Raw genomic sequence first — 16,398 nt, 5'->3', positions numbered from 1 at the left:
TAAATATCTCACTTAAATCCTTCTATCTCTACATTTCAAAATCCTCATCTGGGGTAACATTCCAAGAGCCATTTTTTTCTACTACCAAATTTCTGGCAAGATCAAAAAGGTGTGCTTCACTTTCGTAAAAATGCATCATGTATCCTGCTGTATTTACAAAACATACCAAATCCCCAACTTGTGGATGTTGATTTAGGGAGATTTTCCTTTTTAGCAGTAATTCTTGCTCCAGACAATATGCTCCTACGAAATAAACTTCACAAGGTGCCTGTTCATTGGGATTTTGGGGAAGGAAAATTGGATCTAGGAGAAAATCAGCACTGGAACTGAACATTTGAGTTCTATTCATCTCCAACCCTACCAACAGTCTTCCTTGTGAATCCTTCTTCCGAAAAGCAACTTTGGCAATGGTAATTCCACATTGGTCAAGCAAAGACCTACCAGGCTCTAGCCTAAGTTCAATATCTCGATCTATTAAATGATTGGCTAAGGTGAATCCGCCTTTGTTCGATTCCAAAATTTTCCCGATGAATTTTTCCTGATACAAATTATTGAAATATGGATAAACCTTTGGCTCACCGATCAACGTACCATCAACATTGGTAATTCCCAAAAGATCTTTTTGGAAGGTAATCTCACGGTTTTCAGTTTTGATACTTTGTTTTAATGCTTGGTGAAAAGTCTCCCATTCCTTTGAAGATGCTAAATAGTTCATCAAAATCCCTCCACCCATATCGATAAAGGAAGATTTAAATCCTGATTTTTTTAGTCTATCGGCAACATCAATTGTTTGTGACAAAGCATCAGCCCGTTGATCTGTACTATATCCATTCAAATGAAAGTGTAATCCATGATATTTGAAACGATTGTATTTTCCGGAATCAGAAAGATTTTCAGAAATGAATGCTACGATTTGATCTATGTCAAAACCAAATCGGGAATACAACTTTTCTCCATTATGCGAAAATCCACTTATTCGGAAACCAACTTTTAGCGACTTGTCATTTTCCTCCAAGATTTGATTCAAAAGATCACATTCATCCAAATTATCCAACACAATAGGAATCTGATGCTCGACTACATAATTCAGAAGTGCTCTGTTTTTTACCGCAGCGGTTACAGTGATTCTTTCAGGATCCAAACCTACTTCAACACACTCTTTGATTTCATTCAAACTAGCTGTATCCACGCCAAAGCCATATTCTTTAGCTGCCCAGACAAGGCTTTTGAATTTATTCGCTTTCCTTGCAAAAAACACATTGCTTTTAACACCAAATTGATTGAAAACCTGATCAAACCTTTTGAAATTCTGCTTAAAAGAATCTAAGTTCAGCAGATTGATTGGCGATCCATATTGTTTAATCCAACTATTGGGTTGACTCAGATCTTTTGTGATGTCCTTGATCCAAGGTTGGGTTATTGGGGTTAGCTTTGGTAAGGTTGATGTTGACATAGTTTTCAATAATTTTTTTTGTCCAAGGAGAAAGGAAGTTGTTGTTTGACCTGGATAAGCTTTCATTGTCAAGTGTGTAGCCTTCGGTTGGCGTTCCATAGAAGCAAATGTGCTTTTGCTTAAGTAGCCTCCCATCTGACCCAATCTCCAAGCAACCCGTTTGGTATTCTTCATTTCTGAAAAAATCCACACCTATTTCCTTGATTATATTTTTTATGTATTCTGGCTGTGTCACCAGTCCAACGGATTTGGGAATTCTAGCATCGATCAATGCACTGATGATTTTGGAATGAGGAATCTGTTGATTGCTTAATTTAGCATATAGATATTGATTTTGGATCGAGACTTTTGGGTTTGCGGCCAGGTCAAAATTCAAAATGCCTACTTCAGATAAAGCGAGTATTTTTTCCATATTTTCCTTTGGAGGACCATAAGCCACTCGCTGGAATTTGCCAAAGTAGTTTTGGTCAAAGTACCTTTGACTTTCTCCAGTCAATTTGCCAAAAGAGTAGATACTGTTGAAAAGCGGATAAATTTCCCTCCACAAAGAAGACATTAAGATTTTAGCTTGATGAAGTTTGTCAAAGCGCTCTGGAAAGATCGTTTCATGCAAATAATCAATCACAGCTAAATGTTGGTTGTCTAAAGGTAAATCAGGCGACAAAAACTTCTCCAACTCAAAAGGCTCAAATTCAGGGTAAAACTCGCCTACCCTAGCCTCCAATTCTTCCAGTTTTTTTTCCAAAAAATCGACTCTCCCTATTTCCCAACTTAAAAGCTTTTTGGCATACTGATACCTATATTCATTTTCTAGAAGCGGGAGCAACTGACTTTTAAAATCTAGCTTGGTGTTATTTTCAAGTAATTCTTCCACCGCTATTTCGGTGAAAAATTTCAATGAAAAATCCCCATTTCGCAAATCTACTTGACGAGCGATCATTGGCAAGCCTGTTCTTGAAAAAGGTAAAACCTCGTGTGGCCCTCTTCCCGAAGACCTGTACACTAACTTTCCATTGCATCTTTTGAAGCATCCTCCCTTTCCTTCAGTCATTGTCAACACAGCATCTACAAAAGTCAACCCCATTCCTTTTACCGCTACTGTAAGCCCTGCAAAATTCTGATCCCGGAGTTCCTGTATTGGATAGACAGATTGTAGGATTGTCGGAGGATAAAATTTTGAATTGCCGATAGGACTTTGCAAATTAACTTTCTCTTCAAAGCTGTAAGCATGCCCTGTGCAACACATCACCTCCGAAAAACTACACTTCATACCTCTCTTAGTTTCAACTTGGAGATTGTTTGATTCTTGGGAAATAGAATCAACTTCATCCATGATCAAATGTAGCCTGATGGTTGAAGGGAGAGCTTCGATGACTTTATTCAAACAAAATTGAAGGTAAATCCCTGTCAATGACCTTGAACAATAGTCTGAAGGTTCAACTTCGACTTCAGAAGGCTTTTTGAATCTTCTCAAAAATGTCAAAAGGTCTGGTCTGTCATGAACAAGCTGCTCTTCTTCCTTAGTCCAGAAATCAACTTTTCCGAGATTATAGTTCATCAAGAGAAAATCAGGCTGTTCGGTTTGATAATTTGGACCTGAAGCAAAGTCCGACGTTTTGTTGAAGCAAACAATATCAAGGAATTTACCAGGATTGTATTTTTCCCAAACACTAGCCAAACGCTCAATGGAATATGCCCCTTTAGGTCCTCCACCTACAATGGCCACACGGAAATTTGATTCCGGAAGATAATCATTGTAAGTAAATGCAGCCAAAGCAGTTTTATTTTGGCTATTGATATCAATTATATTGCTCGAGTTCCACAGCTTCATCTACATTTCTGTTTATCAGTTCCAAGATTTCAGTTCCTAAAGTTTCCTTGATCCATGCATCAGAATAGATCGTGTCCAAATACCTCTCCCCTCTATCACAAATGATGATTACAGCTTTTTCATTTGGTTTCATTTCTAGCTTTTCTACAGCTGAGACCAAAGCTCCAGTCGATCCACCAGCCAATATAGCTTCGTGCTTTAGGAGTTTTTTGCAACCTACTATACTCTCCCATTCCTTCATCCAAATGGGAGGTTCCAATAGGTTTTCTTTCAACAATGAGGAAGTCTTTGATGCTCCAAATCCCGGAATAACTCTTTTTTCAGCTTTTCCTCCAAAAATCACACTGCCAAAAGCATCGACAGGGATAATTTTCATTCTTTTGGAAAATTGGTCATTGTATTCAGCAAAACCCATCAGTGTACCACAAGTACTTGTGGCCGCCAAAATATAATTAGGGCAATCACCCAGCTGATTAACTATTTCCTCAGCAGTGTGATGATGTGTGAGCGGGTTGAGGGGATTCTCGTATTGCATTGTCCAAAAAGCGTTTTGGTTTTCTTCCAAAATCTCCTGAACTCTACTGATCCTTGTCCCAAGGTATGAACCAGACTCATCAGCCTGCTCCACCATTTCAATATTTGCTCCGTAGGCTGTTAATAACTTTAAGGTTTGCGCATTGATATATGGATCCACGACCAACCTCAATTCCAAACCATGGTAAAGGCAGATTTGCGCTAGCCCAACACCCATGTTACCAGAAGTACTTTCGACGATAAGGGAATCATGGTTGATGATACCAAGCTTAAGGGATTCTTCAATAATGAATTTTGCAGTTCTATCTTTGATACTTCCTGCTGGATTCATCAGCTCCAATTTCCCATAAACTTGCTTGTCTGGGAAAAGCTTTGCCAACCGAATAAGTCCGGTATTTCCTATCAAGGAGGTTATACCTTGATCTTCTTGATCATCAGAAATTTGATGATCTAATATTCTATTTTTTGAGGAAAGTATCATTGGCTATTTGGTTTAGTATTTGGGTAAAATTTGCTGGCTATTTATCAATTAACTCCCTACAATCTCACCTCCATTGATGTGCAGCACTTGTCCTGTCATGTAGCTGCTATCAGCTGATCCAAGAAACACATAAGCAGGCCCAACTTCCGATGGTTGTCCGGCTCGCTTCATGGGTGTATCTCTACCAAAGTCTGATATCCCATCAAATGTGGCAACAATCAATGGCGTCCATATTGGGCCAGGGGCAACTGCATTGACACGAATTCCCTTTTCCGCCAAATTCTTAGCCAATGACCTTGTAAAAGCAACAATGGCTCCTTTTGTACTGGCATAATCAATCAAATGATCACTTCCACGGTAAGCAGTCACCGAGGTGGTATTGATAATTGAATCACCTTCTTCCATATGTGGGAGAAACTCTTGAGCTAGGTAAAAAAAAGAGTAAATATTCGTCTCAAAAGTCTCTTTCAATTGGCTTTCATCAATTTCTTGAATAGTATCCTTCGGGTGCTGCACAGCTGCATTATTCACCAACACATTCACCTTTCCAAATGAATTCACTATCTCTTTTGCAGCAGATTTACAGAAAGATTTATCCCTGATATTTCCTTTTATAAGCATACAGGTTGTACCTTCTTTCTCTACCATCATTTTGGTATCCTCAGCATCTTTATCCTCACTCAGGTACATCATCGCAATATTTGCACCTTCTCTCGCCATGTGAACTGCTGCACTTCGACCTATTCCGCTATCACCACCTGTGATCACAATAGTTTTGTCCTTCAATTTTCCACTCCCCCAGTAAGCTTCTCTGATGACTTCCGGTTCGGGATTCATTTTAGCTTCTTTTCCCGGTAATTGCTGACTTTGTTCTGGAAATATTCTTGGATGATTCATAATCGATTTTGTTTTAAAAACCCACCCCACTTCTCTGTTAAAAGAAGGGGATGGACTTGGTCATCGTGGTAAATGTTTTTTTTAATTGAGCTTATGAATTAAAAGATTCTGCACTCAATGTAACATTGAAAAAATTACAAAAACTACTCCAATAATCTTATAAATAACCAATAAAGGTTAATTATGTAAATTAAAAATATATTTATATAAATTTTAACACAGACTGGCTATTTTTCTAAAAGTTTTAATAAAAGCTTCTCAGATTTATCAAGAGCAGTTGGGGAATTGGATTCCCGAAATGGGTTTTTCAAGGGAAATTCGCCAATATCTACCTTGTTAAGAATTACCGGATGTATATAGTATCCTTTGCAAATGCTGGGTGTATTTCCAAGCTCATCAGCTACCATCCTGACAAGTATAGTTTCAAGTTTTTTTCTTGAGAATTCTTTTTGATGATCTATCGCGTCTGGAAAAAGTTCAATGGCAAGCCGACTTCCCACCCATGTTCTGAAATCCTTGCAAGTAAACTCATCTCCCATGTATTTCTTAATGTACTCTTGTACATCGTGGCTATCTACTTTGTTTACTTCACCGTCCTCATCGATGTATTTAAAAAGTTCATATCCTGGCAATTCAGCAACTCGTTTGATATATCTTATGATCGCTTTGTCTTCTATGGTCACTTCCCTCTCTTTATTGCTTTTCCCTTTAAATGACAATGAAAGTGTACTTCCCTCAACTTCTACATGCTTTCTGCGAAGGGTCGACAAGCCATAAGTCTGATTCTCATTTTCATAAAACTTATTACCTATTCGGATGCCTGTCTCATCAAGTACAGTTACCATCAAAGCCAAAACCTTCTCTTTCGTCCAATTTCTCGCTTTGAGATCTTTTTGCGCCTTTTTTCTAAGTTTGGGAAGAGCCTTTCCAAATTGGGACATGCGTTCAAATTTTTCTTCTTGACGTATTCTTTCCCATTCGGAATGATAGATATATTGCTTTCTACCTTTCAAGTCCCTACCAGTGGCCTGAATATGACCATCATCAAACCTACAGATGCTAACATCAGTCCACATGGGAGGAATTACCAATTTTTTGATTCGGTTTAGCTTTATTTTATCATCTATCTTTTCTCCCTTTTCATTGAGATAAGCAAACCCCCTTCCCCTCTTTACTCGCTTGAAACAAAGAGAATCTTCCTCGCTATATCTATATTTAGCCTTCATCGGGATAGAATTAGTCCACCATAAGAAGGGATATCGACTACCAAAGAATGTTGTTTTCCATTCAGCCCTTCACCAGAATGTACTTCTTTGACATCTACTTCAGAAAAAACCTGATCATATCCAGACCATCCGCTGTTGAAAATCACATTCCAATTGCCTCCGTGATGTACCCCAAACCGATAGCCTAATTTTGTCTCGACAGAAAAATTCACGACTATCACCACAGGATTATCTGGATCATCATGGTGATATCTAGCATAAGCCAGTACCAGACCTTGATCGTCATGATGAAGTATATCAATCCCTTGCCCATTCAATCCACGTGCAAAACCTTCGGAAGCTTTTCGAAGATGAATCAAGTCACGGTAAAGATTTACTATCCCACCAAAGTACTCCAACCTTCCCCAGTCAAGAGGTTTGGAATCATGAAAATGTTCATATGTAAGGAATTCTTGACCTTGAAAAATCATTGGAATGCCAGGAGCTGTGAATATAACCAAAGCTCCTAGAGTTGATTTCTTTTTGGCGTATTCTCCTTCTGCATCTCCGGGCTGAATCTCTTCAGGGAGTCTTTTGGATTCTATATTGGCGACTTCATCATGTGATTCGGTGTAGATAACCTTTTCAAAAACATCATTGTTAAATTTACTAAGCAGCAAATTCTCCACTGCATTGATGCTGCGATCATGGTCATTGCTGATCGTCAATACCTCTCTCAATACATGGGAAAACCCGATTCCCCATTGACTATCAAAACCCAACCCTCCCTGATCTAAATCAGCAGTGACACTGGAATCAAACTTCAAATCTTCTGCAATTAAGATTTTATGTGGGAATTTTTCTTTAATCTCTTGGTTCAAGCTTCTTAAAAATCCTACCCCCTCTTCCAATACAGCGCCTCCCATTTGGTCATCCACATTGAGAAGGCGGATGATGGCTGTAGCATCAAACCGAAGCCCATCACATTGGAATGCCTCTAGCCACAGCAAAGCATTGTCGCGGAGATAGTTTCGGACTTCCGGGCGACCATAGTCAGGTCTTGTGTCTCCCCAAGGCGTTTTGGCACGGTGATCATTATAAAAATATATCCCTCCTTTTCCATTCTCTTCCCATCCATCATATTGCCAAAGGTTCAAATCGGTTGGTCCCAAATGATTGTAAACTACATCAAGAATCACCGCAATCCCTCTCATATGTGCTTCGAAAACAAAATGCTTCAGCGCATCTGGACCACCATAAGATGTTTCTACTGCAAAAGGGTTGGATGGATTGTATCCCCATGACAGATCTCCGGGGAATTCAGCCACTGGCATAATTTCCACAGTATTAACTCCCAAATCCCTTATGTAATCAAGTTTTTTTGCTGCAGTATAAAAATCCCCAACTTGTCCGTCTTCCCTTCCTTCCCTGTTGAAAGTTCCGATATGTAATTCGTAAATCACCATTTCATTGATGGCAGGAGGCCTAAATTCGTGGTCATTGAAATCCTTCCATAGATCATAAACTACACTATTGCCAACGCTATTTGTCATTTTCAACGCATAAGGATCATTTCTATGAAGGACATTACCATTATTATGAATGATAAATTTGTACTCAGTTCCTTCAGAAGCATCAGAAGCATGAAAAGACCAATAACCATTTCCTTCATGCTCCATCTCACAAGAGGAGTCATTCCATTCATTGAACGACCCAAAAACAAACACTTTCTCAGCATTTGGTGCCCAAACTCTAAAAGTCACTCCTTCTGGGCCAAGTATGGCTCCCATACCTGAATATTTTTCATTATTCATAAACGTCTGTTTCTTTATTTAAATTATTTAGAAAAAAAGTCTATTAAAATATTAACTAATGTCGAATTTTTTATACTATTAAAATTCTATTATAGTATAAAATTTCAAAATCATATTTTTAACATATTTATATGGTGAAAATAAATACAACATTTAAGCCAATATTTTTTGCGAGGAAATGCCTTCTAATTGGAAATTAAATGATACTGTTTGAGAAGATTCTAAGGCTTGGGTATTTACTCTGAAATACAAAAGGAAGTTGATTGATTAATTCAATCAATTACAATTTCAAAGAAGATGTGGATTTTAGGAGATGCAGAATTGCAATTTGATGGATTTTATTATCTTTAGTAAGTAAAAATTCACACAAGTATCTAATGAGAAATGATCTACTAAAAAACAGGCAGCACGATCTAAGAATTAATTATCGAGGAGAAAATGCTACAAGACTTGACAACTTAACAGATGCCGTATTTGGGATAGCTATTACCTTACTTATTTTCAACCTTACAAACCCAAATTCATTTGCAGATCTATTGACTTTTACCAAAACATTGCCCGCATTTTTGATAAGTATTTCTTTTCTGGTGTTGATTTGGAATGAGCATTTGATCTTCTCGGAAATTTATAGTCTAAATGACACTTGGCTGGCGATTCTCAATACTATTTTTATCGCATTGGTGATCTTTTTTGTTTACCCTCTTAGGTTTTTAACCTTGTTTCTAACCAATCATTTCTTCAATACAGAAATAGACGTAAATATCAATGGAGACCAAGTTCCCTATTTAATGGTTTACTTTGGCTTTGTTGCTTTTGCCCTCTATTTCGTCTTGTACCTTTTCTATCTAAGAGCTGGTAAAAACAAACATGATTTAAATTTGAATACTTTTGAGGAATTTTATACAAAACAACAAAAGAGCAGACTTTTGATTATGTTTTCCATCCCCTTACTTTCCATACTTATCACGCTAATTATTAACAGATTCTCATTTATTTGGGCTTCTGCGATCGGAGGCATAGTTTACAACTTATACTTGCCATTGATCATTATTTGGACTAAAAAATTCAAAAAAAAATCACAGGCATATACCTGACCTTAAATTGAAGCTATATACTTCTTAATTTGATTTGAATATGTCAACTATAATTAACCAACGATTTATAACCTAATCCTATCAACTTTCAGCAACCTAGAATATAGAATAGGTGAAAGAGTAAAGTTTATTTCAAAAAAAAACTCCCCGATTGGGGAGTAAATTAATATTGATTATTTTTTTGAAGCCTCTAGAGACTCTTTTCTAAAATCCTTCAACAATTTGGTTAGTTCCAAAGTAGCTTTACGAGCTCTTGTACCAGCTGCTTTGTTACCTTTTTCTGCTTGTTGCTCTGCCTCTGATTTAAAGGTCTCAAATTCAGCGTTGATTTTTTCGATAAGACTTTTCATTTTTTTTTGTTTGAAGTTGATAATTAACAAAGTTCTAAATTAAAGCATTTTTGATTGAAACGATAATAGCAAACAAAATGCCGATTTTCAAAAATAGTCCAAATAGTGTGAAATGCCATATTGAAATTGAACTGATATTGCATTTTCAGCAAAATAATTATGTTAGTTATATAAAATTGTACTCAAATCCACCTTTATGAATACTCTTTTGTTCCATTTTAGTTTTTTTGTCCACTATTAGTGACAATCAAGGGTGAGTTCAATGACTTGTGAAACTGTTTTTTCAACGAATATTCCCTCTGCTGATTTTGTTCTGATAACATAGTCATTAATTGATGCCCAATAGGTGGTATACTCCAACGCAATCAATTCCAACTTTATCCAATAACGCTGCCCACTAATGCTTTCATAATCTGCATTATATTTCACGATCAAATCATTGGGGTGTAAATATGGATGAGGATTTCCAAGTAAATGTGGAATTTGAAGATCCTGAGAAATTTCATTGAATCCATAAATCATTCTAGTGTCAAAATCTACCCTTGCGATGGCCATAGACTCTTTAGCATTGGGATCCATTCTTTTTTCTACATTGAATGATTTTACATCCAAACCAAAAAAGGATTGCTGAATGGGCTCTACTGATGAAAACTTAACATATTCATCAGACCTTGGATAGTCAAAGGAAGTATCTACAAGTTCCAAATAAATCGAATCCAACAATGCTACCTTCCCTGAACCAGAGCCTTCAGCTTCCGTACCAAATGTAATATAAGAACCATCTTGCCGTCCGATTACGTAATGAATCATTTCATCCTCCATTCCCCAAGCTGATTGGTCAAAAAGTAAACGATGATTACAGGAATTAAGGTAAATCCAGATTTCTCCGGATTTACCTGTATGGTCTGAGTATTCGTAGATCAACACCTGATCAAAAAACAGTCCTTCTTCCACTGAGTCATAGGTTTTGAGATCTATATCTTGTGCATAAATACTGTTAAAACAAAATTGTGATCGTATACAAATATTAAGTATAAGCAGCAAAGTACATTTTAAAATTCTACCAATTATCTTATCTAAATGATTCATGGAATAGAAGATTTACAAAGCTAAACAACAAATTTATACGAATTTATTTGAAATATCATTTGATTTCCCATACTCACAAGTCATATAAATTATAATGAAATATGATTATCCGCAATCATGCCACAAATCAATTAAACGATTGTTTTTTGGCAAACTGATACTAATAGATATTGGATATTTATTGATATAGGTTCGAAATTACAGGTAAATTCAATTATTTAGATTCTACTGGTATGAAAACGGATATAAATAATGAAATTAGTGAAAAACTATATCAAATAGGAAGAAGTCTGACTTTCTCAATGAGATGGATTTCCACAAACTACTCGATTATTTCTATTGTAAACATCACTAGATAATGAAGACTTATTTGACCTCTAGAAATACCTATGTAGTAATATGGTTTTTCAACCATTCCAATTGGATTTTTGGTGTCTTTGTTATAAATGTTGTTATACATTTTGTCATCGATATTTAATTTGTTAGGATCGTTTAGTTCATGTAGGTATATTTTCCTAACAGCCTTACCCATTTGAACATCACCACTAGTTCTCTTCTGAATAAGATTTGTTGACACTTCTATTCCTACTCTATTTGTGGTATTTGGGCTTAAGGCATCTTTACTTACAACAAATTCTCTTTTATAATTCACTGGGATAATCGCATTTCCCGGCTTATCAGGGTTAGGTAATTCAGCATCTTTTGCAAACTTAAAAAAACCCAACAATAAGTGAGCTCTTTCCCCACCCCAAGCCAGTTTTTTTTGTTCATCATAATACATTCTTTGATATTTAGTAAAAGGGCGGGAAGAGGGGATATCAAAAACACGATTATTCAGGTTGTTTAAAAAGGGAATTCCAGTTGTTCTGGAAGCCGTTTCACTTGTTGCTTTAATATCTCCTGTGCCATAAATCTCCAATTTATTCACGTCACCACTTAAGTGATTCAGGGTTGATTTATTTCTCCACCAAGCCAGTGATTCATTGACATAGATAAATTTATAATCTATTCTTACTGTGACCATAGAATTGAGTTTATTCCCCTCTCTTTCGGCAATTTCTTTCGTGATTTTCACCATCCTGTATGCCAATCTTGGAGCGACAAGCGACATCCCTCCAGAGGTATTGACGATCCTGCCATTAGCCATTGTGACTTTTTTATTCTGCTCAAAAATTGGATCGAACATGACAGTAACATTATCTCCATTAGTTTCATAGCCAAAAAGTTTGCCCTGTGGAGAACCTATACCATAGGCCTCACCAATTATCAAAGCTTCTCCGTATGCCTTACTTTTATCTTTATTGTCCGGGAAATTTTTAACATTCACGAATAAGTTTCTTTTAGTCCCGGTAGCGTCTGTCATTCCTTCGATGCGGTAATATCCTCCGATGTCTCTTGCTGCTTTCGAAATTGAATTTGCAACCGAACTAGGATTATTTTGTGCAGTCGTGGAAGTGCTACCAAATACTTTTTTCTCTAAAGCATAGACTATTTTTGGGCGAACTCTATTATTGGTTTTGTAACTCGCATTATCAAACAAAGAGAGTTCAGGGAAATCCCTACCTGTGAATTTCTGTAATCTCAAAAATGTAGCTTTTTTGAGGTCATCAGGAGCAGAGACCCAAGTGATAGTTGCATGGACTACCCCATTAGTAATCGTCCCTGTATAGTTTCCTTGTACTCTTGGATCAGAAAAATTTATCCTCCCGACTACCTTGTTACCTGTTTGGTTAGCTGTAAATAAACAAGACTGGGTGCCTCTCACTCTGTTGAAACTTCCCGAAAAATTATATTTTTCATCTATTCCTCTTTGCTGAGCAAAACTCATGAAACTCCATGTCATACATAGAAGAGTCATCATCAATATAAGTTTAACATTCTTCATTATTATAGTATTTATATTGTTATTAATTAAGTGTAGTGTAGTCCCCTTTTTCAAACCTTACATTATTCCCAACCGAAATTTGGTTATTGTTGAATTTGATTTTTTGGGAAGCTTTGTCAGTTCCAAACTGATATTTGCTCTTGTTAGCCAAATCTATTCTGGAATTGGTCTCAGTGAATCTGCCGAAAGTTCCCTCTATAGATTCAATCATTGTAAATCTTTTGGTTGTTCTATTGAATCTTAATATCACTACCCATTTGAGTGTGGAGCCTCCACTGCTTAGCACAGCATCTGCATCTACTATGACGTCGGTGTTGTTTCTAAAAGTGACTTTTTTGATAGTCACCAATTCACCGCGCTTCAAAGGAATACTTCTTTTTGCGACCATATTCCTCAACTCTTGAGGAGAGAGTGACCCCTGAAGTACACCACTCAAATTGTATATTTCCAGTTTATCTGCATTGACCGAACCAGATTGGTGAACTTTTGCCACCATTGCCGCATCAGGAGAGATGCTAAAGGAAATAGGTGCGGAAGCCGGGTAATTAGTGATTTTTCTAAATTGATTGCTAATAGCATTTGGTGGATCTCCCGATACTTGAATGTAACCGAGCTCTCCTTGATTATCCAATACCACGTAGGTTTTGCCTTGGACATTTGAATTTGAATTGATTAATAAGTCAGTCTGTATACTGCTTGATCGAGCAGCTTCTACAACCTGTATTTCAGAACCTCGTGGAATAGCATTCCTATCTAATGCCCCAATCGAAACATTCCCAGCAGGGATCAACTGAAACTGATGCAAAAAGTACTGATTCTGATTAGGATACCTATCCTTTACTTCTATTACACCATTATAGTCTCTGAAACCCTGTTTTTTGACTTCCATCTCCCAGTCCCCTTTTGGCAAGAGAAAGTTGTAGGTGCCATTTACTCCCTTTGTATGAAAGTGAGCTATGCCATCTTTCTTGAATCTGACATCATAATTTTCATTTATCGCTTTCCAATCTTTGTCATGCGACCTTCCAGTCACTCGATAAAAACTCCGTAGGGCTGGCTTAGTCTTGCTAGTCCTATTTCCTGACCAACTAGACCATGATGTCGGGCTATTGAAAGTCCATTCACCGATAAATTTTTCAGAATTGCTCGGGTCAATTCTGAATTTGAAGACACCGTTTCTTCTACTACTGTAGTTTTCAAATGTCCCTTCGATAAATCTATTTCCCGAGGCATCGATACTGACGCCACCATAAAGTACTCCGACATTGGCATAATCACCAAAAACTTGGTTATCAACTTGATGCAGCCTAAACTCTCCAAAGGTGGAGTTCCAGGTCCCTGTCCATTCTTGGGCAGATACTGACTTCATCCCTAGCAGGAGAAGAAAGAGGGAGAAAAGTAATTTGATTGATTTTTGCATAATATTTTAATTTAAACATGGCATAGCAAGTCCATGCATTCGATAAATTCTATCGAATCTGGGTTCTGTTGCTATAGATAATTGATGGAAAGTGGATTGAAATAGAAAATAGAAATGTTAATTGCTTACAACTCTTTTTTCTGTTTTCCTAGAAATAATCAGGAGTCTAAAATCAGTATCCTAATCAAATTAGATCACTAAAAACTATAATCATTCATTGTATTGTTGATAAGAGGCGGCTTTGATACTACCAGAAAACGGGAGCCAACTTTCAGGAGTGTTCACTTGGTTTTCTTCACCCAGCTTACCTTCAAAACTGAATTCAAAAACGCTATCAGTCCAAGATATTACCTTCAATTCGCCTTGCATGATCAGCTGGGGTAAATGACGCTCATACTTCAACTGTCCAGGCTCTCTATCAGAGGCAAGTTTTCCGAATGCTATAAAAAAAACATCTTGTGCATTAGAAAATCCATGAAATAAACCAGGGGAATCGAAGGTAAGTGCTTCAGGTTTTCTTTGTGAAATGTCTTTGCCCGCAAAGGTGATTGTGATATTTTGTCCTTCATCATCCATAACAGTAAACATCAACTGATTGGGATAAATAGATAGATTTGAATGAGTCATTTTTGTAGAATCAAAAACTACTTCTCCACCTACTTCTAAATGTACAATATTGAATTCTGTATGTTGAATCGATTGATCCTGAACAAAGTCTTTTTTCTTTGCACAGCCAGTAGTCTGAGCTGTCATAAAAAGAGCTGCTATAAAATATATCATTTGCATATTGTAGCCACTTTATCAGCCAATTTTCTGGCTAGTTCTATACTTTTCTCTTCATCGACAGAGCCATATGGCCCTACCTGAGCACTTAATGAAAGTAAGACCTCACCTACGACAACATATACTCCAAAGCCCCTTTTATTGTAAACTGCATAATCAGCTTTTGTGTCTAATGTGATGTATGAATTTTGCTGCATTGACATGACAGTGCTCTGAAGTGTCTTATTGGAACTTGCATTGGCATTTGGATCCTTTGATTTCTCAAGTTCATCATTGATAAGTTTATTTAATCTCTCGACTTCTTCGGGGGTTTTGTCACGATAATTATTCTTAGTATAATCCACTACTAGGTTTGGGATGTCTTTGTTTTTATCGTTTCTTTTTAGCCGAAGCTTCTCTGCAGTTTCCATATCATCGAAGCCAATAAAATGGATAATACCATCCTCTTTCCAAGAGTATTTATACATATTTCGACGTTCGTAATGATCTGCAGCGATAGGGTTGCCATTTGCCAAATCCGATATCAATTCCTCTGTAAAAAACTTACCCGTATTTTCTCCTGTATATTCCAACAGACATGAATGATCAGCTTTATTATTTGATGAACTCCCAAATATGCTTTTTTCTTCAGAGTTTGAGCCACACATGGATGCTGCCAATAGTAGCGATAGATTGAGTGCGATTGCTATTGTTTTCATTGTGATAATAGTTAGAATGCCATTCCATTTTTGTACTGTTTCATCGCTATCACTTCATTGATAGCCCCAAGCTGGATTACCTCCATGTTCGAAGTGCTTTTACTTTTCTTGTCATAAGCCTGCATTTCCATCATGAATCCTTGCATCTTACCGGGAAGTGGTGTTGGTTTTTTGCCGAATGAATTGATGGATTTTGTCATCGAAGATTGGTCAAAAGGAACTTCTGGAGCCATCCAAAACTCTCCTTTCAATTGATCATCCTCCATCATATACTTTGTGGCTTTATAACCAAGTATTGTCTTTGTTTCGTTGGTTTTGATCATCTCTGGAATACTATCTTCATCCTCTTCCTCTAAATTTCCACTAATGGTCCCCAGCAACTTTGTAGACATCGCAGTATAACTTTTTCCTTTGGGGTCTATGGTCACCATCACATCACTATCGATATCGTAGATTATCAGCACTCCGCCGTTTTCCATTCCTAAATACCCCTCCTTCGTATTGTACTTCCATATTTGGGTCATTGGCTTGCCTTTTTCCATAGACATTCTCATAGTCACTTGAAAATCAAAGCTGTAACTTTCTGGAGCCTTGTAATCACTCGAACCTCCCAACATACCCGACAGATCCATTCCTCCATCTCCAGAAAACATCTCCTCAAACGGATTTTTTTCATGCTTCTTTTTTACAGATTCAGTTGATTCGCTTATCGCTTTCTGACCAAGTTTATCAGTCAGTTTTTTCATGATTTGACTTTCTCCTTGGCTGATTAGAAAAAATAGGCAGCAGGATGTCAATACAATTTTGTTCTTTATTGAATTCTTCATCTTGTTTAATTTTGGTTGTTGTCTCTTAGTCTCCAAA

At 37.0% G+C, this 16,398-nt stretch carries 14 protein-coding genes; 1 reads left to right on the top strand and 13 read right to left on the bottom strand.

What is annotated here, in order from left to right; all coding sequences use genetic code 11:
• Positions 1-28: 28 nt before the first annotated feature.
• The 6 genes from MM213_RS03195 to MM213_RS03170 form a co-directional block, all read right to left on the bottom strand.
• Positions 29-1,453, bottom strand: a complete 1,425-nt coding sequence (locus tag MM213_RS03195; RefSeq protein ID WP_241410060.1) for a type III PLP-dependent enzyme domain-containing protein — start codon at positions 1,451-1,453, stop codon at positions 29-31.
• A complete protein-coding gene (locus tag MM213_RS03190) occupies positions 1,368-3,284 on the bottom strand; it encodes an FAD/NAD(P)-binding protein (protein WP_241410059.1) in 1,917 nt (638 codons plus the stop codon). Before MM213_RS03190 ends, MM213_RS03195 begins: the two co-directional genes overlap by 86 nt.
• Positions 3,253-4,299 (bottom strand): 2,3-diaminopropionate biosynthesis protein SbnA, encoded by a 1,047-nt coding sequence (gene sbnA, locus MM213_RS03185; protein ID WP_241410058.1) that lies wholly within the window; start codon positions 4,297-4,299, stop codon positions 3,253-3,255. The genes MM213_RS03190 and sbnA overlap by 32 nt, the downstream gene beginning before the upstream one ends.
• Positions 4,300-4,347: 48 nt before the next feature.
• Positions 4,348-5,196: an SDR family oxidoreductase gene (locus MM213_RS03180; RefSeq protein ID WP_241410057.1), complete on the bottom strand. Its 849-nt coding sequence runs from the start codon at positions 5,194-5,196 to the stop codon at positions 4,348-4,350.
• Between the two features lie 227 nt (positions 5,197-5,423).
• Positions 5,424-6,422, bottom strand: a complete 999-nt coding sequence (locus tag MM213_RS03175) for a DNA topoisomerase IB (RefSeq protein WP_241410056.1) — start codon at positions 6,420-6,422, stop codon at positions 5,424-5,426.
• Entirely contained in the window at positions 6,419-8,215 is a 1,797-nt protein-coding gene (locus MM213_RS03170) for an alpha-amylase family glycosyl hydrolase (RefSeq protein ID WP_241410055.1), read from the bottom strand. The genes MM213_RS03175 and MM213_RS03170 overlap by 4 nt, the downstream gene beginning before the upstream one ends.
• A gap of 377 nt (positions 8,216-8,592) precedes the next feature.
• Between MM213_RS03170 and MM213_RS03165 the strand changes: the two genes are divergently transcribed.
• Positions 8,593-9,309 carry a TMEM175 family protein gene (locus MM213_RS03165; RefSeq protein ID WP_241410054.1) on the top strand — a complete coding sequence of 239 codons (717 nt, stop codon included), beginning with the start codon at positions 8,593-8,595 and terminating at the stop codon, positions 9,307-9,309.
• A 173-nt stretch (positions 9,310-9,482) separates the two neighbouring features.
• Here the strand turns inward: MM213_RS03165 and MM213_RS03160 are convergent, their stop codons facing one another.
• The 7 genes from MM213_RS03160 to MM213_RS03130 form a co-directional block, all read right to left on the bottom strand.
• On the bottom strand, positions 9,483-9,659 hold the full coding sequence (locus MM213_RS03160; RefSeq protein ID WP_241410053.1) for a BF3379 family histone-like protein: 177 nt from the start codon (positions 9,657-9,659) through the stop codon (positions 9,483-9,485).
• Positions 9,660-9,896: 237 nt separating this feature from the next.
• A complete protein-coding gene (locus tag MM213_RS03155) occupies positions 9,897-10,613 on the bottom strand; it encodes a hypothetical protein (protein ID WP_241410052.1) in 717 nt (238 codons plus the stop codon).
• Positions 10,614-11,070: 457 nt separating this feature from the next.
• Complete coding sequence (locus MM213_RS03150; RefSeq protein ID WP_241410051.1) at positions 11,071-12,609, bottom strand: hypothetical protein; 1,539 nt, start codon at positions 12,607-12,609, stop codon at positions 11,071-11,073.
• A 46-nt stretch (positions 12,610-12,655) separates the two neighbouring features.
• A complete protein-coding gene (locus MM213_RS03145; RefSeq protein WP_241410050.1) occupies positions 12,656-14,053 on the bottom strand; it encodes a hypothetical protein in 1,398 nt (465 codons plus the stop codon).
• Positions 14,054-14,263: 210 nt separating this feature from the next.
• Complete coding sequence (locus MM213_RS03140) at positions 14,264-14,839, bottom strand: hypothetical protein (protein ID WP_241410049.1); 576 nt, start codon at positions 14,837-14,839, stop codon at positions 14,264-14,266.
• Positions 14,830-15,534 (bottom strand): hypothetical protein, encoded by a 705-nt coding sequence (locus MM213_RS03135; protein ID WP_241410048.1) that lies wholly within the window; start codon positions 15,532-15,534, stop codon positions 14,830-14,832. Before MM213_RS03135 ends, MM213_RS03140 begins: the two co-directional genes overlap by 10 nt.
• Before the next feature lie 11 nt (positions 15,535-15,545).
• Complete coding sequence (locus tag MM213_RS03130) at positions 15,546-16,361, bottom strand: DUF4412 domain-containing protein (RefSeq protein ID WP_241410047.1); 816 nt, start codon at positions 16,359-16,361, stop codon at positions 15,546-15,548.
• Positions 16,362-16,398: the final 37 nt, after the last annotated feature.

The sequence above is a fragment of the Belliella alkalica genome (genome assembly GCF_022549785.1).
Classification (GTDB): Bacteria; Bacteroidota; Bacteroidia; order Cytophagales; family Cyclobacteriaceae; genus Belliella; species Belliella alkalica.
This window is presented reverse-complemented; position numbering and strand designations above follow the sequence as displayed.